We start from the raw sequence: 18,212 nt of genomic DNA, 5'->3' as shown, positions 1-18,212 counted from the left end.
GGCGAGAACACCCTCTCAACATCCCCAAAAGTGATCTGCTCCTGCGGCTTCTTCTCAAGCTCAGTGATGCCTTCTTCCAGTTCGGCAACTTCTCGGCGGATCCCCACAAGCACGCCGTGAGTCAGAAGTTGCTGGTAGAGGTCTGGACCGACGCCGTGAACATCCTTCTGCTTCTGGCTGAACCATTCGTAGAACTCAACTACATGTTCGAAGTATCGCTGTACCACGTTATGCACGTTGATCCTGGGACCCGCCTCCTCCATAAACTGCTTTGCAGGCGCATTCCAGCCATCAAATTGGCGCAGATCCTCTGCCTTTAGCCTTATTTCGATTATCACGCTCCCGCCTTCCCCTCCGCGGGTATTCGAAATTTGCGTATGATTCTCGATGGAGGGCAACCGGTAGTGTTGCGCCATCTGGCGCAGCTTAATGACGAACTGACTGAGCGGGTTCTTGGCGAAACGATTCTGAACCTCCTCCGGATACTCTGGAATTTTCCCCTGGGGTTCATAGAGTTGCTTATAGAGAACTCGGGTGTGGTCAATAAGTGATTGGGCAGCAGCGACAAAATTGTGCAGCAAAAAGACGATTTCCTTCATCCCCTCCTGCCAGAGCCATTTCTGCTCGACCCGAGAAAAGGAGAAGGCAACAGAGGGAGCGCAGAAGTAGTCGATGAAGATGATCAACTCTTCGTAGTTCCTCCGAAACAGATCTATAGAAAAGCGGAACTGGTTGGCCCGAAGTGCGGCTTCCCGTTCTTGTAAAGGATCCGGCGCAGATTTGGTCATAGGCTTCCCATGACTGAGAGAATTACTGAAACAGTAGCATACAGGAAGAATGGGAGGCCGGTTGTGGAGCAGAGGGGACGAGGAGGGGTTCTGCCGGGGCCGCTCAACCTGTGCGCTCTGCCGGCCCCCACGCTTGATTTAAAAGCCCACGGGAGAGGTTATCCCACTTGGCCCTACGGCTGAAGTATAGTCCCGCTTACAGGGGTCCACTGGCAGGGAGTAACCGCTGGCTGATCGCGCGGGGGTGCCTGTACAGAGCCGGTGATGGGCCGAGCAAGTCCGGGGAGAGGAAGAGTGCGCGAGGAGAAAAACCGGGGCGGGAGAACTGGCGGGCCCTCCACACCCCTTGCTGCATACCCGCATCAGCGGTTTTTATTCATCGATTCGCTTTGAAATCACTGGTTCGGAAACATTGACTGTCCAGCAGTGGCTCAGCGGCCAATCTCATGAAGCGCAGCGTGCATTTGGACTGCGAGCCATTGAGAACGCCAGGAGGTTCATATCCGTAGGCGTCAGGAGCCCGTGCGCCGGGCATCGGCCGAGGGCACGGTAAGGGCGGCGAGGCGCAGCAGCTCATCATCGGCGAGCTGCTCGGTGGCGAGCACGGAGGGGTCCACCTTCACGGGCTGCACGTTGCCATCGCGGATGACGTGGAAGTGGCCGGTGGCCTGCGTGGGAATCTTCGCGCTGAAGTCCACCCGGGCCTCGCTGAGCATGGGCTTCATCTTCTCCAGCGAGTTCTTCTCCTTCACGCGGCCGACGAACCAGGAGCGGATGGTGTCGCGGCACTTGTAGTCGAAGTCGCCGGGGCTCTGCGTGGCGAGCATCAACCCCAGGCCCGCCGAGCGCGCGCGCCGCAGCAGGTTCTCCATCGGCTGCTTGGTGGCGGGCTGGCGCGTCGCCGGCAGGTACATGTCCGCCTCGTCGAACATGAGGACGGCCTGGAGCGCGGTGGACGGGTTGCGCCCGAGCCAGCGTGACACCTCGATGAGCAGCTGCGACACCCAGAAGAGCACCTTGTCGTTATCCCCGAGGAACTTGGTGCTGATGACACTCAAGCGCGCCTTCCCGGGTCGCGCATGGGCCCCACGGCCGAGCAGCAGGTCCATGTCGAGCTTCTCGCCCCCACTGCCCAACAGGTCCGAGGAGTTGAGCCGGAGCGTCTCCAGATCCTGCACGAGCTTGTCGAACAGCTTCGTGTCGAGCCGCCCCACGGCGCTCACCAAGCGCGGATCCTTCTCGTCGATGAAGTAGACGAGCTTCTCCAGGGTGACGCCGATGGGCGAGAGCTGCACGAGCTGATCAATCGCCTGGACGAGGATGGTGCGGCAGGACTTGTCCTTCCCGGTGTGCTTGTAGGCCAGCATGCCGCCGAGCGCGTCGCCCGCGAGCTGGGTGGCCTGCTTGCGATCGAACTCGGGCAGGGAGTCGAGCCCATCGGGGACGATGGGGATGGCCAGCGGGCGGCCATGCGGATGCCCGGGGGTGAAGAGGGCCACGTCGAGCCGCTCGCGCAACAGGGCCCGGCGCTCGGAACGGCGCGGGTCGTCGAGCGGGCGCGTCCAGACGGCGTCATTCGCATAGCCGGCGAGGTCTCCCTTGCGGTCCACCAGGATGACGGGGATGCCCTGCAAGAGAAGCTGCTCCACCACGTTGAGCGCTAGCGTCGTCTTGCCGCTCCCGGAGCCTCCGAGGAACGCCGAGTGCTGCATCAGCTCGTTGGGCGCGAGCGTGACGACGTCCTTCGAGAGGCTGTCTAGCTCCCCGATCCGCAGGGGCTCCAGCTTCCGGGGTGGCTCCTTGGGAGCGGGCATCGGAGGCGTTGGAGGCGGAGGCATGGCGGGCTTCGGCTCGGTCCGGATCACCGGGAGCGGCCGGGCGGCGGAACTCGCATCCCCGGCGGGCTTCTGGCCAACGGGGGCCGCGCGAGCCGCGGGACGGAGGCGATCCAGATCGAGGATGTCTCGCAGCGCCTTGATCTGCGTGAGGGGCCGGGCCGAGCGCAGCCAGGTGGCGAAGTCCTCGCGGGCCTCGTGTTGCTTGCGGAACTCGCGCAGCGCGAGCAGGGTCCGGTGGTCGCTGTCCTCGAGCACCGCGCGGTGCCCTCCCCCGCTGATGAGCCGGCCAAGCTCCTCGGCGGCCAGGGTCTTCGGGTTGTTGGGGAAGGCGGTGGTGCGGACGGCGACGGGCGTGCGGCCCCTGGCGCCCTTGCGTGTCTGCTCGAGCTGCCGCGCGAGTGCTCCGCCCTGGGGCCTGCCGTTGCACAGCGCCACGTGCAGCTTCACGTCCCCGGGGGAGATGTCCACGTGGATGGCCTCGCCCAGGGTCCTCGCGTCGAAGCGATGCCCGGTGTCCACCTCGTCCGTGCTGACCCGCAGGGCCCAGGCGAGGAGCACCGCCAGCTCGGAGTCGTCATCGGGCGACGCGCCCTTGTACCCGGCGCGAAAGTCATTCCAGAGCTGGTCCAACGCGGAAGCCGGCGCGGGCGGCGCAAGGGCACCCTGCCCCACCGTGGCGGGCAGGCCGTCCACGAGGGGGAAGTGCTCGGGCAGCTGGCCCTCGCGGCCGGCGCGCTCGCGGTAGCGGCGGCACTCGTTGAGCACGTCACGGGCGCGCATGCCGGCCAGGGCCTCGAAACCCTCGTGCGGCAGGGGGTAGGTGGGCTCGGCTGGATCGAAGGGTGCGTTCTCCTGCTCGTAGAGGTACTCCAGGCGCCGCTCGGCGATGAGCCGGGCCTCCTCGGCGGTGCGCAGGCTGTGCAGGCTGAGGGGGGCTTCCGACCTGATGCGGTCCAGCATGGGCCGCGTGAGCTGCCCGTGCATCGCCTCCCAGAAGTCGCGCAGGCAGCTGATGATGACGATCGACGAGGGCACGCGATCGGCCAGATCGCACACGGTCTGCATGGCCCGCCGGAAGGGCGTGCTCGCGTCGTTGGGGTCGTAGATGTCCTCGAGCTGGTCCACGCACAGCACCAGCGAGTGCCCCAGCGCCCGCATCAGCCGGCCCAGCTGCTCCACCATCTTCTTTGGATCGTCATCGTTGATGCGCGGCACCATCCCGCCGAGCACCTTGCGATCCGGATCCGAGAGATCCTCGCAGCGCAGGTACTTGAGAACGCGGCTCTTGATCTTCGCCTCGTGGCGCTGGAGGTAGAGCAGCGCGCGCATCAGGTCCAGGTCGAGGCCCACGAGCTCGGGCAGCTCGATGAGCTCGTCGGCCGCGTCACTGACGATCTGGTGGACGTCCTCCGTGTCCGTCTCGGGCTGACCGAGGCTGGCGGCCCACATGCCGCAGCGGGAGAAGAGCGCGCTGGAGAGCTTCGTCAGTCCGGAGCCGGGGTACGTGGGCTCGCAGTAGGGCTGGTCGAGCGAGTCGATGAGGTTGGAGAGGACGTAGCGCCCGTAGTTGGACGTGGACGTCGTCATCTGCAGGTAGCCCACGAAGCCGAGCGACTGCTCGTGCACGCGGGAACGGAAGGCGCGCACGAGGTGCGTCTTGCCGCAGCCGGACTCGCCGAGCAGCAGCAGGATGCGTCCCGAGTCCAGCCCGGGAGGCGTCGTGGCACGGGTGAGCAGGCGCTCGAAGGCGGAACGGGCCTCCTCGTGGACGCGCTCCACGTCGAACGGATCCGGCCGCCAGATCTCATGGCGGTGCTGGATGGAGTGGAAGACCTCGGTACGGTCCGAGAGGAAGGCGGCGAGACGGAGATCGGACTGGCTCATCGGGAATCCCTTGCAGCCGCGCGGGAAGAGGTGACTACAGGGCGATGAAATGGAAGGTGGCGCCGAGGTAGCGGGTCTCCGAAGCGGAGACATCCGCGGGATCCATGGCCTCCACCAGATCGGCTCGGCTCAACGTGAGGAGCCGGGCCCGGTTGGCCTCGACGAGCTTGTCCTTGAAGGTCCGCTCATCCAGTCCCCTCGCCTGCTCCCGCAGGGTGCGCCAGACGTGCGAGATGAAGATCTTGTCCTCGCCGAAGCGCCCGCTCGTCGAGGCCTGTGCCGCCTCCTTCACCCGCTCGGCGAAGGTGCGGAGATCCTCGGGGCCCGGCGTCGTGTCGAAGAATGTCGGATCGATGGGACCGGCCAGCACGTTGCGCGGCGCCGACGTGGAGGGCGCCGTGGAGGGCGCGGGGGTGAGGGGCTCGGAGGCGGGCACGAGCCAGGAGCGCAGGGCCGCCAGGCGGAGGCTCTCCGCGTCCGAGCGCCGCGCGCCCACGCTCCGGGCCGCGAGCTGACGCATGGCCTGGGTGGGCTCGGCCTCACGCGAGGACTGCATGGCCCGGGCGAGCAGCACCGCCTGCACGGCGGCCAGGGTGAAGGGCTTGTCCGTGTCGATGCCGAGCTGCTTCCAACACAGCGCATCCCGCACCTGGGTGAGGCTGCGCGAGCCGGGCGACCCGGTGCCGAGCTGCTGCTGCACCAGCACCGCGCGCATGCCGTCGGCGGTGCCCAGGCGGGCCAGGGTGCCGGAGGACGGCGCCAGCTCCAGCACACGCGCCAGGAGCCAGGTGCTCTTGAGTTTCTTCCAGGAGGTGCCTTCGGGCAGGCGCTTCACGCCGAGCCACGCGTGGACGTGGGCGCGGCCCTGGGAGGTGAGCTCGAAGGCACCGCGCCCCTGGCGCCGCGCGAGCCCGGCTGTCTCCAGCGCCGCGAGCGTCTCGTCGAGCCGCGTGTTCCACTCGCCAGCGCTCCAGCGGTGCTCGGCGAAGGACTTGAGCGCGCGGGACAGGTCGCCGCGAGCGCCCCTGCCCTCCACACGCGTCACCAGCCACGCCAGCGCCAGCTCACCGAGTCGAGAAACCTCCTGCCCCTGCATCTTCATCCTCCCCCCGCGAGGAGCCCTGACCCAGGGACTCGCGTCGTTGCGAGATGACTTCCGAGATAGTGTCGAGGATTTCCTCGAGCCGCGCCACCACGTCCTGGGCCAGGAAGCGCAGGACGAGGAACCCGTGACGTTGCAGTGCCAGGTCCTTGCGCCGGTCTCGCCGGTACGCCTCGGGATCCTGGAAGTGATGGTAGCCGTCGATCTCCAAGGCGATGAAGAGCCGCCGGGCCAGCAGGTCCACCTCCACCTGCCTGCCCGCCAGGCGGAAGTCCGGTGAGGCGTTGAGCTCGAAGAGCCCCTGGGTGGAGGGGTGCGAGTCGAGGAACGCGTGGAGGAACCGCTCCTCGGCGCTGCGCGCGCGGTACTGGGGCCCTCGGGCCGCCTCGGCGAAGAGGCTGAGGACTTCGTCCGGGACGCCATCCGCCGCGAGCCGATTCAACGCGTGCGAGGACACCTCGAAGCGCTTCACGCCGAGTGCTTCCAGCTTGAGCTCGATGGATTCGGGTGAGGGCGCGGCGAGCTCGACGAGACCCTCGCGCACCATGGCGATGGCCTGGGACTCGGCGCCGTGGAGGTACGCCTCCAGCGAGGGCCGATCCACGGTCAGGGCGATGACGAGGGACGGGAGGGCGGCGCAGAGCTTCGCGGCCACCCGGGCCGTGCGGGCCGTTTCCTCCGCTCCGGAGCCGGTGAGCAGCAGCGTGGGAGCCCTGTCCGGCGGAACGAGCGCGTGCAGGGCCGCGAGGGCTCGAAGGGGATTCCCGTCACAGACCTCGAGCACCGCGTCGAGGGGGGCAGCGGACTTGTGTGTAACTCGTGGCTGGAGCAGACACCGGCACGCGGCGGCGGAGTCTCCGTCGGGAGCGGATGGGAACAGTTCCTGGAGGAGGACCTCGCGCTCGTGGGCTGTCTTTGCCTTCAGTCGTGAGGGCAGCTCGCCCGGAGCGAGGCCCGCGGCGGTCCCGAGGAAGTCCGCCGCATGCGTTTCGAGGTTCCCAAGCTGTGCGAGCGAGACCATCCAGGCGCGGGCGACCTCGAGTTCGCTGGAGGCGTGGATGGTGCAGGCGGGCCGGTGGAGCGAGTCCAGCCAGCGGCGCCAGAGGGACGCGGCGAGGCGGGGAGGACCGGCGAGCACGGTGAGGGTGGGGATGCCCTGCTCGCGGCGACGCTGATGCCGTTCCAACTCGTGGAGGGTGAAGGCATCGCTCCGGGTGTCGGATCTGGCGAGCGGCACGGACCCGAGCGTCCTTGATGTCGAGGTGCGGCATCAAGGGCCCCTCCCCCGGTGTGTCAACCGCGCCACCTGGGGCCCCCGTGTGCTTTTTCTGTCGCGCTCGCCGCTCCCCGCGTCTACTCACCGGGTATCATCCCTCGTCCCCTCAAGGAGGCTCCCGCTCCCATGGCAGCGCTCACCCTCGGCTTCCTCATGGATCCACTCGAGGCGATTCGGGTCGACCACGACTCCACCTTCGCCCTCATGCTCGAAGCCCAGCGGCGCGGCCACCAGGTGCGCTACTTCGAGCAGCCCTGGCTCCGCTTCGGCGGCTCGTGCGCCGAGGCCCGCATGCGCACCGTCACCGTGCGTCGCGAGCCCGGCCGTCACTTCGACATCCTCGACGAGCAGGTCCACCCCATCTCCAGCCTCGACGTCGTCTTCCTGCGCAAGGATCCGCCCGTCGACGCCGACTTCATCCTGGCCACCCAGCTCGTCGAATTGTGCGGCGACAAGGCGCCCGTCTACCTCAACAACCCCACCGGCATCCGCGACGCCAACGAGAAGCTCTTCGGCCTGCGCTTCCCCGACCTCATGCCCGAGACGCTCATCTCCCGGGATCTCGCCGGGCTCGCCCAGTTCGTCGCCCGCCATCCCCAGGGCACCATCCTCAAGCCCGTCGAGGGCTTCGGCGGCCAGGGCATCGTCTTCCTCCAGCCCGGCGACCGGAACACCCGCTCCCTCCTGGAGATCCTCACCCTCGGTGGTCGCAAGGCCATCGTCGCCCAGGCCTACCTCGCCGAGAGCCGCCAGGGCGACAAGCGCATCATCGTCGTCGACGGCGAGCCCGTGGGCGCCGTCCTCCGCGTCCCCTCCCAGGATGACCACCGCGGCAACATGGCCGCCGGCGGGACTCCCGTGAAGACCTCACTCACCCCGCGTGAGCTGGAGATCTGCGCGCGCCTCAAGCCCTCGCTTCAGGAGCGCGGGCTGTACTTCGTGGGCATCGATGTGATCGGGGACTGGCTCACCGAGGTGAACGTCACCAGCCCCACCGGCATCGCGGAGATCGACAAGCTCGACAACACGAACGTCGAGGCCAAGGTGATCGACGTCGCGGAGAGGCTCGCCGGCGCGCGGAAGTGATCAGGCCACCCCGGTGGAGGAGGTGGGCGGCAGGTGGGGAACGACCCGTCAATGGCCGCCCGTGACGCCGCCACCCTTGCCGCTGCCCGGAGGCGGCGTCACCTCGCGCTCCGTGGGCTTCACGCTCGCGGTGGTGCTCGGGAACATGTTGGGCGCGAAGTCGGGCTGGCGCACGGCGAGCTGTCCCTGTCGTGCCATGTCCATGGCGATGCCGAGGATGCGCGCGGCCTCCTCCGGCGCGTGGAAGCCCATCGAGTTCTCCGCCTCCACGAAGTCCACCATGAACTGGGCCCGGCGCTGCAGCTCCATCGCCGTCTTCAGGTCCGCGTCCGTCTTGCCCGCGGCCCTCGCCGCCTTCATGTCCCCAATGAGCGCCACCATCGCGTCCAGCGCCCGGTTGCGCAGCTCGAAGGTCCTGTCCTGGATGGTGGTCACGCGCTGGGTCAGCTCCTGCTCCGACCAGTTGTGGCACGTCTGGCAGGCGTTGTTCACCATCAGCAGCGGGCTGCGCACGTGGTGGTCGGAGATCTTCATCGCCCCTTCGCGCTTGTAGGGCATATGGCAGTCCGCGCACGCCACGCCCGAGCGCGCGTGGATGCCCTGGTTGTACATCTCGAACTCGGGGTGCTGCGCCTTGAGCACCGGCGCGCCCGTCTCCGCGTGCGTCCAGTCCTTGTGTGGATTCTCCGTGTAGTACGTGAGGATGTTCTCGATCTTGATGCCGTTGGCCCACGGGTACGTCAGCCGCTTCTCCGGGCCCTTGAAGTAATACTCGACGTGGCACTGGCCGCAGACGTACGTGCGCATCTCCTGGCGCGTGGCCTGCTTGTTCACGTCGTAGTCCTTCACGCCCTGGCTCGCCTTGAGCGCGCGGATGCCCTCCAGGAAGCCCGGCCGAGTCACCCGCAGCTGCATCGTCTGGGAGTCGTGGCAGTCGATGCACGCCACCGGGTGCTGCACCAGCTTGCGCGCCTCCGCGTAGGGCATCGGGTTCGCCTTCTCGAAGCCCTTCATGATGTCGCCCTCGCCCAGCTTCTTGTAGGGCACGTACACCGAGGCGTGGCAGTGGATGCACGCGCCCGGCTGCTTCGTGACGTGCTGGCGCTCGGTGAAGAGCTGGTCCTCCAGTACGTACGCGTGGCCGCGCTCCTCGCGGAAGTCCGCCGCGAAGGCGTAGCCCGCCCAGAACGTCTTCAGCCGTGGGTCCTCCTCCAGGCGCGACTGGGCCGTCACCTGGCGCGGATCGTTCTCGGTGGGCGCGCGCGGCACCGCCTCGCTGCCGCCGTACTTCGTGCGCACCATGTCCACCGTGCGCAGGTAGCCGTCGTACTGGAGCGGGAAGTTCTTCCCCCAGATGGCCGGATCCTCCGTGTCGTCGGTGAGTTCGACGACGCGGTAGAAGGGATTCCGAGCCTCCTGCTTGCGCTCCATGATGTTCACGGCCAGCGCGGCGGCCCCAACGGCGGCCACGGTGGCGAGGAGCATCGCGCCCAGGAGCAGGAAGACGCGGCGGCGGGTACGATTGTTTTCCATACAGGTCGGTGGTGCTGGGGTGAGGGGCTAGCGTCCGTGTCCGACGTCGCTATGGCAGCGGATGCAGGAGAGTTCCTTGTCACCGCCCGTCGCGTGCGAGTCGATGGCCTGGACGATGGTTTGGTGGCACGTGCGGCAGCGCTGCTCGGTGACGGCCCGGTTGCGCGGGCCGATCTGGATGGGCTCGTGGAAGTCGCCGGAGGTGAAGGCCACCGAGTGGTGCCAGCCATTGAGCGCCTTGGCGGTGTACTTGCCGACGAAGCCCTTGGGGGTGTGGCAGTCATTGCAGACGGCCACGGTGTGATGGCTGGATTTGAGCCACCCGCTGTACTGCTCGTTCATGACGTGGCAGTTGGCGCACGCCGCGGGGTCATCCGTCATGTACGAGGCCCCCTTCGCGTAGGCGAAGGTGAAGCCACCGATGCCCACCGCGACTCCGATGACGACGCTCGCGCCCATGCTGAGCCAGGCGAAGGTGCTGGGCCCTCGGCGCTTGGGGGGCGGGTTGTTTTCGGGCTGGGAGCCCTCGGTCTCCACGCGTTCAGTCTCCCTCACCCGTGAATGACAGGGTGACGTTGCAGCCCTTGCCGCCGGCCATGTCCGTGGTGCTCAGCGTCGCCGACAGCACCCGGCGCTCGCCCCGCCGCGATACCGTGCCCGAGGCACTCACGTCCAGCGTCATCGAGCGGCTGTCCGACCGGCTCGCCGAGCGCACCGTGCGCGACGTCATCTGGAAGGAGCCAAGCAGCTCCGACTCGTCCTCCGGTCCAGGTGCGTAGACGTCCCCCGTCAGCGGCATCTCCAGTTGGAGGGCCGGGTCGATGATGTGGAGGACGACCCCGCGGCCGTTGTCGTTCTGGAGGATCTGCACCGTGGGGCCAATGAGATAGGGACTGAAGTCACACTCCCCCACCGGCGTGGTGTGCTCGATGGCGTACACCCCGGAGATGTCGGGGCAGTTGTCGGTGCAGGGCTCCTTGTTGGCGCCGCAGCCACCGCAGGCCAGCGCCAGGAGCAGGACAGGTATGGAAACGCGGTGGGTCATGGGGCAAGCAAGCTGGTCATCTCCCTGGGTGAGGCCATCGGTCGGGACGGAAAAAACCGCCCGTGCCCCATGGCTGTACACAGGTGGATAGAGTGAGGGCCCGCAGGGCCCGCTGTCCGACATTTCCGGAGTCGTTCCGTGAGCGAGAAGTCCCATCCCTTCGTCTCCCTCGACTGGCCTCGCGTCTCCCCCGAGGAGTCCCAGCGGCGAGCCCACGCCCTTCGCGGTGCTCCCCGTGGGCTACCCCGCCGAGGGCGCCAAGGTACCGGACATCCGCAAGAAGTCGTTGGACGAGGTGCTGGTGCGCAAGTGAGGCCCCTCAGCGGGCCTCGACTTCCTTGAAGACGACCCCATCCAGCTCCAGGCGGTGCACCGCGTCCACCAGACGCTCATTGGCGATGATGGTTCCCGAGGACTCGCCCAGCCGGAAGATGTCCACGTGCTCCGGTAGCGATGCGGCGTCGAGCCAATACCGTTCCGGGAGCACGAAGCCCTTGTCGACATTGCACGTGGGACACCGAGGCTCCTCGGGTGGCAGGCAACCCGGGTGGATGCGCCCATGGGACTCGAGTTGGATGTCCCGTAGGTCGGGTGCGTGTTTGGTGCGGAACCGCACCTGGGTGGAGCAGCCTTGAAGGCCACGCACGCCCGCGGCTTGCAGTCGTTCCAGTGCTTCGCGGCGCATGCACAGAGAGCAGAAGTTCTGCATGATGAGCTGACCGAAGTAGCCCAGACCCGTTCCCTGGAGAGGACCGAAGGTTGCTCCCGGTTGTAGCACGGCCCCGGGAGGTGCCAGCGGGCGTACCAGCTCGCGCCGTCGGTTGAACTCCTCGTGCGGGACAGGCCAGGCATCCAACAATTTCTCCTGATCCTCGGGTGGCAGAGCCGACAAGTCCACGCACGGGTATTGGGCCATCGTATGCGCCTCTGACTGCAAATCACAGACAGGGCAGGACTCCACACCGGGAAGCACCCATTTGTGTGAGGCGTTCAGGTTGCCCGTGTACCGAGGCGACGGGTCTCTTTGGAGTTCGTAGAATTTCATGCGGTCGAGTCTCAAGCCCAAAGGTCAAGGAGCGAGAAGCTGGGGACCGGGCGGAGGCACCGGAGAGTAGTACGGCCTGATGGGACCAGCGATGTCGAAGCGGAGGGCCAGTTCGAAGGCCTTGTGGAGCATCTCCTTCTTTGTCACCGGGCGGCGCTGATTGGCATTCATGAACTGCCGCCATGCCTCATTCCACGGGCCGCCATTCGCGCCGCGGTGGATGCGCAGGTGCACGTTCTCCGGGACCAGCATCGTCCACTCGTGGATGTTCATGCCATTTTTATTGAACCAGCCCCTGAACTCCTGCGCCTGGGGAAAGAGGTGGTGTTTGATCAATCTGCCTTCGAGCTGCGGGAACGCGGGAATGAAGCCGTGGCGATATTGGAAGTGGAACGTCATCCGGGGCCGGGCGTCTTCCCGAAGCCCCGCGCGTCTCCAACTCCGATGCGGCCCGGGAGCACGATAAGGAGGGCGCTGGTAACCCCGCGCCAACTCCGCACCATGTGCCAGGGGCACGTGCGCGAGCGCCTCGGGGTCCACATCCTCACAGTCGAAGATGCCGCACTCGCCTTCGTCACAGGCCAGCACGACGCACTGGTCGGCTCCCGTTTCGTCGCACTCCCATGCATGCAGCGCGGGTGAGGAGGTGGCACACGCGGTCAGCAGCAGCGAGGCCAGGGACAGGGACAGGAGGGGGCGACTCGGGAAGGAGCGGGTCATGCGACCCCGAAGCCTACGGTCCCGAGTAGAGTGAGCGCCCTCTCCCCGGTGGTTCCAGAGTCAGGTTGTGAGCGAGAAGACCTCCCCCTCCCCAAACGTCTCCGCTCCGGACGAGACGCTCGATTCCATCGGCACCGCGGGCGTGCGTGTCCTCCAACGCCGGAGCGGCTACCGCTTCACCCTGGATGCCGTGTTGCTCGCCGCCTTCGCGGCCACCGAGGGCGCGGATGTGCAAGGCCCGCAGCTGGAGCTCGGCGCGGGCAGTGGCGTGGTGTCCTTCCTGCTCGCGTGCCAGTTCGGCCAGGGGCCCGTGGATGCGCTGGAGTTGCAGCCCGAGGTGCATGCGCGGCTGACGCGCGCCGTGGCGCTCAACGCCTGCGAGGGACGCGTGCGGCCCGTGCTGGGAGATCTGCGCGAGGCGCGCACCCTGTTCCCCTCGGGCTCCTATGCGCACGTGGTGTCCAACCCGCCCTTCCGCCCCGCGCGCGCGGGCGTGCTCAGCCCCGACGAGGAGCGTGCCCTGTCCAAGCAGGAGCTGGCGTGTGACGCGCCCTCGGTGGTGGCCGCCGCCCGGCACGCGCTCTCCCCGGGCGGGCGGGTGAGCCTCGTCTACCCGGCGGCTCGGCTGGCCGAGGTGCTCGGGCTGCTCGTGGCGGCACGGCTCCACCCGGTGGCCCTGCGCCTCGTGCACGCGCGGGTGGATGCCCCGGCCACCCGCTTCCTCGTGCACGCCGTGCGCGACAGGCAGCGGGGGCTCGCGGTGCGCCCGCCGCTCATCGTCCACGGCGAGGGCCCCGGAGGCTACTCGCCCGAGGTGGCCTCCCTCATGGAGCCACCCCGGGCCGAGCGCCCGCCCTCCGCCAGTCTCGAGCCGGAGGACGGGGGCTGACGGGCTACGGGGTCGCGGGGACCGGCGGGTACAGGTACTTGAGGATGTCCCCGAAGCGCGCCGCCCAGGCCGCCTCGTTGTGCACGCCGCCCGGCACCTCGGTGTACTTGAGGTCGCTGTCGAGCATCCAGCCCTTGCCCACCAGCGCGTCGCGCAGCGCCACCGTGTCCGCCACCGTCTCCTGGCTGCTGCTCCCCTCGTTGGTGCCGATGTCCAGCCAGATGCGCAGCGACAGCTTCCCGGGCAGCGCGTTCACCTGCGTGACGATGTTGTTGTTGCCCCAGAAGACAGACGGGGAGATGACGCCCAGCCGGCCGAACGTCCCCGGGTTCTTCATGCCCAGGTACATGGTCACCAGGCCTCCCAGCGACGAGCCCGCCATGCCCGTGTTCGGCGCGTCCTTCAGCGTGCGGTACTTGTCGTCGATGACAGGCTTCAGCTCGTTGATGAGGAACTGGCCGTAGAGGTCCGCCCTGCCCCCGTTGGCACCGTCCACCTCGGGGTACCGGTCATCGGGGACCTGCGTGTACTCGGGTCCGCGGTTCGCGGTGTTGTAGACGCCCACGATGATGAGGGGCTCCACTTCTCCGCTCTGGACGAGCCGCTGCGCCGTCTCGTCCACGCCCCACTCCCCGGCCCACGCCGTGGAGCCGTCCATCAGGTTCTGCCCATCGTGCATGTACAGCACCGGGTAGCGGCGCGTGGTGTCGTTGGGGTTGTAGCCCGGCGGCAACCAGATGATGACGTCACGCTTCCTCAGCAGGGTGTTGCTGGGCGTCACGCCCCGCAGGTACTCGATGGTGCCGGTGAGCACCCCCGGTGCCGGCGGCAGCGGGTCGATGTCCGCCCACCGGGCCACGGTGACGAAGGTGCGCTCGAAGCCGCTCCTCGTCGTGTGGGTGCGGTTGCCGATCTCCTCACCCGCGGAGCCCTTCTCCACGGTGCCCCACGAGCCGCGCGTCACCTTGTACTCGAGCGCCGCTCCCGGCGTGAACGAGACGCTGACGGCGTACCGGCCGTTCATCGCCTTGAAGAGCCGCACTCCCGACCCGTTCTCGGGCCAGCCGCCCAGCTTCGGGTTGTTGCCAGCCAGCCAGATGTTGGCGTCCGCCGGCGTGTTGCTCGGGACCTCGACCACGAAGACGAGCTGGGGCTCCGTGCCGCCACCCGTGGCCGGGCCCCAGCGCTCCACGGTGAGGGCGCGGTTCTCCTCGTCCTGGTCCACCCGGACCGTGCGCGCGGGCACGACCGTGCCCGCCGCGTCGAGTTCCACCAGCTCGCCCGGCTTGTCGATGTGGACGGTATAGGAGAGGTCCTTGCCCTTGGGCAGACGCGTCTTGGCCGAGAAGACATTGCCCCCTTGGAAGACGAGCTCCAGGCCCTTGCCGGAAGCTCCGGTGAGCGACGGGTCCGAGCCCTTGAGGAAGACGGTGGCATCCACCGGCGTCTCGGGCGGAACCGTCACGTCGAACTGCACGTTGGAGTAGGGCTGCTCGGTGGGCGGCACCGGCTTGGGGGTGGGATCGCAGCCGGCCAGGGCCGTCAGTGCGAACAGGACGAGAAGCGTGAAGCGCGAGGGTTGCCGTTGTGTCATGGGGTGTGTGTACTCCCTGTGAAAATCCAGCTGGCTAGGAGAAGAGATCGCCGACGGCCTCCAGCGCGCCGACGACGATGCCGATGCCCGTATCCAAGAGGTCGATGCCCACGCCCTCCGCGACGTCCACGGTCACCTCCGCGACGTCCACGGCCGCTTCCACCACCTCCGCCGTCCTCTGGCCGGACTCCGCCGTGCGCTGGTGTTCCTGGACCTCGCTCACGAGGGGGAGCATCACGGCGGCGGCCGCGGTCCCCGCGAGCGCGCCGCGCCCCCGGTGGAAGCCAGTCATCCGCAGGTTGTTCATCAGCAGCCGGGCCGCCACCTCGGGCGCGACGTTGTCACGCGAGCCCGTCACCTGCTCCGCGTCTCGCACCGTCTCCTCCATACAGTGTGGATCCAGGATGGAGACGGGCGCCTGGCACCGCGTACAGCCGGACTGCTTCGCCAGCTCGATGGGCGCGCCACAGTTGGAGCACTGGAGCGTGTCCACGTGCTTGCGCAGCTCGGTCAGCTCCTTGAGGTTGAGGCCGCGGACGATCCCCTTCTCGCGCAGGAACTGGAAGAAGCTGATGAAGTGCCCGTGCTTCTGGGGGCAGCGCGAGTACTGGAAGCGGTTGTTGTGGGCCATGTCGTGCGCCAGCGCCAGCGTCACGTGACAGCGCGGGCACTTGCACACGCGGGCCACCTGGTTGCGGTGCTCTCCCCGGTGGCCGTGCAGATCCCGGAAGAGGTGCAGCGTTCCCATGGACGACAGCCGCCGGCTCTCGTCCGCGTCGAACCACAGGCCATGGCAGCCGTGGCAGACATCCAGCACCACCTGCTTCCCGCCCCGTCCCTCGAAGGACTGCTCGGACATCCTGGCCTGGCACCCCGGACAGTTCATCGCTCCTCCAGCGTGCGCCGCATCACGTGGAACACGCTCTGCTTGTTGCCGAACTCCGCGATCACCTGCTTCACGGGCTCGAATCCCTGGCGCTCCCAGAAGCGCCGCCCCGACTCGTTGTGCTCCGACACCGCCAGGCGCAGCGACCGCGCCCCCTGCCCTCGTAGCCAGTGCACCAGCTCCGCCATCAGCTTCGTGCCCAGCCCCCGCGCCCGGTGCCTCGGGTCGAGCACCAGCAGCCCCAGGTACCACTCCCCCGGCTCCGGGTAGTCCCGGACGACGTCGATCCCGCCCACCAGCCAGCCCCCGCCCTCGTGGACGCCCAGGCCGAACTTGTCGGCGAGTGTCTTGCCCGGAGGCAGATCCGTCAGTAAGTCGTGGACCAGCTGCTGGGGATCCGGCGGCGAGCCGTAGTGGAGCTCGATATGCTCCAGGCAACGCTCGCCCAGCTTCCGGACGAGGGGGGCATCCTCCCGCGAGATCCGTCGCACCCGATACGCCTCGACCTCGAACAGCGTCTCTTCTCTCGGAGCCATCATCCGCCACATTTCGGAGGGGCACCCTAGCAGGTGCGGAGGGCCTCAGCCCACCCGGGCCCTGGGGCGGCGCACCTTCCGTGCGCCGCACGCCCTGGCATGGCGTGTCAGGGCCTCGTCGAGCGCCGCGTCGTCCAACTTCACGCCCTTCTCCCTCCACAACTTCTCCACACGCAGCACGCCGTCCGCCACGCGCGCCTCCAGTCGCCCCACGAGCTGGCCCCGGTGCAGCAGCGGGCACACGTACCAGCCCCAGCGGCGCTGCTCCTCGGGCTTGTACACCTCCCACACGTACTCGAAGCCGAAGACGTACTTCACCAGTTCCCGGTCCCAGAGGAGGGGATCCAACGGGCCGAGGATCCGCATCCGCTCATCGGGCGTCTGGAGCGGGCGCGAGCGGAAGCCCGCCGGGGCGAGGTAGCGCCGGGGCGAGCCGGGCAGGGACACCTCTTCGAGCAGGCCCTCGCGCACGAGCGCGTCCGGCAGCGCCGAGGTGCGTACCGGGGACAGCGTGGACCAGTGCGCCCCGCCCGCGCGTGAAAGGAGACCCGCCGCTTCCACACGCTCGGTGAGGGCCCAGCGTGCGAAGCCCTCGTCGCCGATGTACCCCACGGGGGCTCGTGCCAGGTCGGGCAGGGCCCGGTGCGGCACGTCGTAGCGCTTGCCACCGGGGCCCCGGCCGCACACGACGACCTCGCAGCGCGTCCACAGCACCTCGAGGGCCATGGAGGTGGCCTTGCCCGTGCCCTTCCACCCACTCCAGTCGAGCGGCTTCACCGCGCCATGGTCCGTCAGCTCCGAGGCGGTGATGGGGCCGCGGGCCTCGACTTCCTCGAGCACGGCGCGGAGGACCTGCTCGGGCAGGCGCTCCAGGCGCGTGGCGAGGCGCCACCAGGATGTTTCCAGCGAGCGCTCGCGGTAGTGGGGGAAGGCACTCGCGGGCAGGAGGCAGCGCTCCTTGGCCCAGTGCTCGAAGGCGTGGCCCGGGTAGAGGTGGCGGTACACGTCGCCCTTGGCAATGCCCTCCACGCGCGCGAGCGCCACGAGGTCCGCGTTGGTGCCGATGACGTCGAGCGGATCCAACTGCACGTGGCGCAGGTGGCGCAGCAGGGCGCGCACGCCCTCGGCGCCCTGGGGATAGGTGGGCGCGGCGAGCCCCAGGTGACTGACGAGCCATGCCCGCGCCTCGTCGGTGGGCAGCGTCACGGGAGGGGGAGTGGAGGGCTTTGGGGGCATGAGGGCGTCGCGGGCTACTTATCGAGCTGCGCGAACTCGCATGCTTCGGAGATCTGCCTCGATTGAGGAAAGACCCCGCGGGCCATCTCCGCGGTACGCGCGGCCTCCTCCAGCTTCTCCTGTTCGCCGAGCGTCTCGATGAGGCCCGCCCAGGACTCTTCCAGCACCTCGAGCGCCCTCGTCGAGGCCTCCCGGTACAGAGCCTCCGCAGCCTGGGGCGAATCACGTACGACGCTCATGAAGCGAGCCAGTCCGATGAGGGCCGAGGGTTCCCTGCCCGAGGCCTCGACGGCATCGTGGAGCATCCGCTCGATCTCGTTGAAGAAGGCCTCCGGTGGGCCGGCGCGCTCTTCGCCCCAGAGCTCAGCTCTGCTCGATATCAATAACGCGGGGACGAACGCAGGGCAGTTCGTCCGGAGGCTTTCGAGCAGTTGCAACTGCCGGGGACTTCCCAACTCCTGACTCCTGGCTTCCGAGAGCATCTGCTGCAATTCGCGCGGGCTCGGGTGCATGGTCTCCTCAGATCTTCTGAAGAAGTCGCGAACTGTCTTTCGCGACATCTTTCAAGAGCTTCAACGCGGTCTGGAGCTCTTTCTTCGAGGCAACGCTAAAATCATTGCCGTCGTACATCTTCTGGATTTGAAAGCGAGTGAAGTCCTTGAGTTTCGCTGGGAAGCTCGAGACTCGCTGCAGTCGCGCTGGAATCTCTCCCAGCTTCATCGATAGGTCCGCGATCTGCTTCCGCAGCCCAGCC

17 protein-coding genes are annotated in these 18,212 nt (G+C 67.8%); 2 read left to right on the top strand and 15 right to left on the bottom strand.

Translation table 11 applies throughout. The features are described from left to right. The 4 genes from VF794_RS31450 to VF794_RS31435 all read right to left on the bottom strand — a co-directional run. Positions 1 to 686: hypothetical protein (locus tag VF794_RS31450; RefSeq protein ID WP_331116808.1), on the bottom strand; the 686-nt coding region annotated here is incomplete at its 3' end. A 614-nt stretch (positions 687 to 1,300) separates the two neighbouring features. Then, complete coding sequence (locus tag VF794_RS31445; protein ID WP_331116807.1) at positions 1,301 to 4,510, bottom strand: helicase HerA domain-containing protein; 3,210 nt, start codon at positions 4,508 to 4,510, stop codon at positions 1,301 to 1,303. A gap of 34 nt (positions 4,511 to 4,544) precedes the next feature. Then, positions 4,545 to 5,606, bottom strand: a complete 1,062-nt coding sequence (locus tag VF794_RS31440) for a hypothetical protein (protein WP_331116806.1) — start codon at positions 5,604 to 5,606, stop codon at positions 4,545 to 4,547. Then, positions 5,575 to 6,849, bottom strand: a complete 1,275-nt coding sequence (locus tag VF794_RS31435; protein WP_331116805.1) for an endonuclease domain-containing protein — start codon at positions 6,847 to 6,849, stop codon at positions 5,575 to 5,577. Before VF794_RS31435 ends, VF794_RS31440 begins: the two co-directional genes overlap by 32 nt. Positions 6,850 to 7,014: 165 nt before the next feature. Here VF794_RS31435 and gshB point away from each other — a divergent pair, with 165 nt between their 5' ends. Then, entirely contained in the window at positions 7,015 to 7,974 is a 960-nt protein-coding gene (gene gshB / locus VF794_RS31430) for a glutathione synthase (RefSeq protein WP_331116804.1), read from the top strand. A gap of 48 nt (positions 7,975 to 8,022) precedes the next feature. Here gshB and VF794_RS31425 read toward each other — a convergent pair whose 3' ends face one another. The 5 genes from VF794_RS31425 to VF794_RS31405 form a co-directional block, all read right to left on the bottom strand. Further along, the gene (locus VF794_RS31425; protein WP_331116803.1) at positions 8,023 to 9,507 is read right to left on the bottom strand and encodes an ammonia-forming cytochrome c nitrite reductase subunit c552; all 1,485 of its coding nucleotides are present in this window, start codon (positions 9,505 to 9,507) and stop codon (positions 8,023 to 8,025) included. Positions 9,508 to 9,534: 27 nt separating this feature from the next. After that, positions 9,535 to 9,966 (bottom strand): cytochrome c nitrite reductase small subunit, encoded by a 432-nt coding sequence (gene nrfH / locus VF794_RS31420; protein ID WP_331116809.1) that lies wholly within the window; start codon positions 9,964 to 9,966, stop codon positions 9,535 to 9,537. Positions 9,967 to 10,048: 82 nt separating this feature from the next. After that, positions 10,049 to 10,552 carry a hypothetical protein gene (locus tag VF794_RS31415; protein ID WP_331116802.1) on the bottom strand — a complete coding sequence of 168 codons (504 nt, stop codon included), beginning with the start codon at positions 10,550 to 10,552 and terminating at the stop codon, positions 10,049 to 10,051. A gap of 319 nt (positions 10,553 to 10,871) precedes the next feature. Beyond that, a complete protein-coding gene (locus tag VF794_RS31410) occupies positions 10,872 to 11,597 on the bottom strand; it encodes a double-CXXCG motif protein (RefSeq protein ID WP_331116801.1) in 726 nt (241 codons plus the stop codon). Between the two features lie 24 nt (positions 11,598 to 11,621). After that, positions 11,622 to 12,317, bottom strand: a complete 696-nt coding sequence (locus tag VF794_RS31405; protein ID WP_331116800.1) for a TIGR02269 family lipoprotein — start codon at positions 12,315 to 12,317, stop codon at positions 11,622 to 11,624. 67 nt (positions 12,318 to 12,384) lie between these two features. Here VF794_RS31405 and VF794_RS31400 point away from each other — a divergent pair, with 67 nt between their 5' ends. After that, on the top strand, positions 12,385 to 13,206 hold the full coding sequence (locus tag VF794_RS31400) for a tRNA1(Val) (adenine(37)-N6)-methyltransferase (RefSeq protein ID WP_331116799.1): 822 nt from the start codon (positions 12,385 to 12,387) through the stop codon (positions 13,204 to 13,206). Positions 13,207 to 13,210: 4 nt separating this feature from the next. Here VF794_RS31400 and VF794_RS31395 read toward each other — a convergent pair whose 3' ends face one another. From VF794_RS31395 to VF794_RS31370, 6 genes are all read right to left on the bottom strand, one after another. Then, positions 13,211 to 14,800, bottom strand: coding sequence for an alpha/beta hydrolase-fold protein (locus VF794_RS31395; protein ID WP_331116798.1), 1,590 nt, complete (start codon positions 14,798 to 14,800; stop codon positions 13,211 to 13,213). A 34-nt stretch (positions 14,801 to 14,834) separates the two neighbouring features. Continuing rightward, positions 14,835 to 15,686, bottom strand: coding sequence for a zf-TFIIB domain-containing protein (locus tag VF794_RS31390; protein WP_331116797.1), 852 nt, complete (start codon positions 15,684 to 15,686; stop codon positions 14,835 to 14,837). After that, positions 15,683 to 16,225 carry a GNAT family N-acetyltransferase gene (locus VF794_RS31385; protein ID WP_331116796.1) on the bottom strand — a complete coding sequence of 181 codons (543 nt, stop codon included), beginning with the start codon at positions 16,223 to 16,225 and terminating at the stop codon, positions 15,683 to 15,685. Before VF794_RS31385 ends, VF794_RS31390 begins: the two co-directional genes overlap by 4 nt. A gap of 42 nt (positions 16,226 to 16,267) precedes the next feature. Beyond that, complete coding sequence (locus VF794_RS31380) at positions 16,268 to 17,458, bottom strand: winged helix DNA-binding domain-containing protein (protein WP_331116795.1); 1,191 nt, start codon at positions 17,456 to 17,458, stop codon at positions 16,268 to 16,270. Between the two features lie 14 nt (positions 17,459 to 17,472). Continuing rightward, on the bottom strand, positions 17,473 to 18,018 hold the full coding sequence (locus VF794_RS31375) for a hypothetical protein (RefSeq protein WP_331116794.1): 546 nt from the start codon (positions 18,016 to 18,018) through the stop codon (positions 17,473 to 17,475). Next, positions 17,978 to 18,212: hypothetical protein (locus VF794_RS31370; protein ID WP_331116793.1), on the bottom strand; the 235-nt coding region annotated here is incomplete at its 5' end. The genes VF794_RS31370 and VF794_RS31375, both read right to left, overlap by 41 nt.

Source organism: Archangium sp. (assembly GCF_036389735.1).
In the GTDB taxonomy this organism is placed as follows: Bacteria; Myxococcota; Myxococcia; order Myxococcales; family Myxococcaceae; genus Archangium.
Note: the sequence above shows the minus strand (reverse complement) of the source record. Positions and strands in the feature narration are given on the sequence as shown.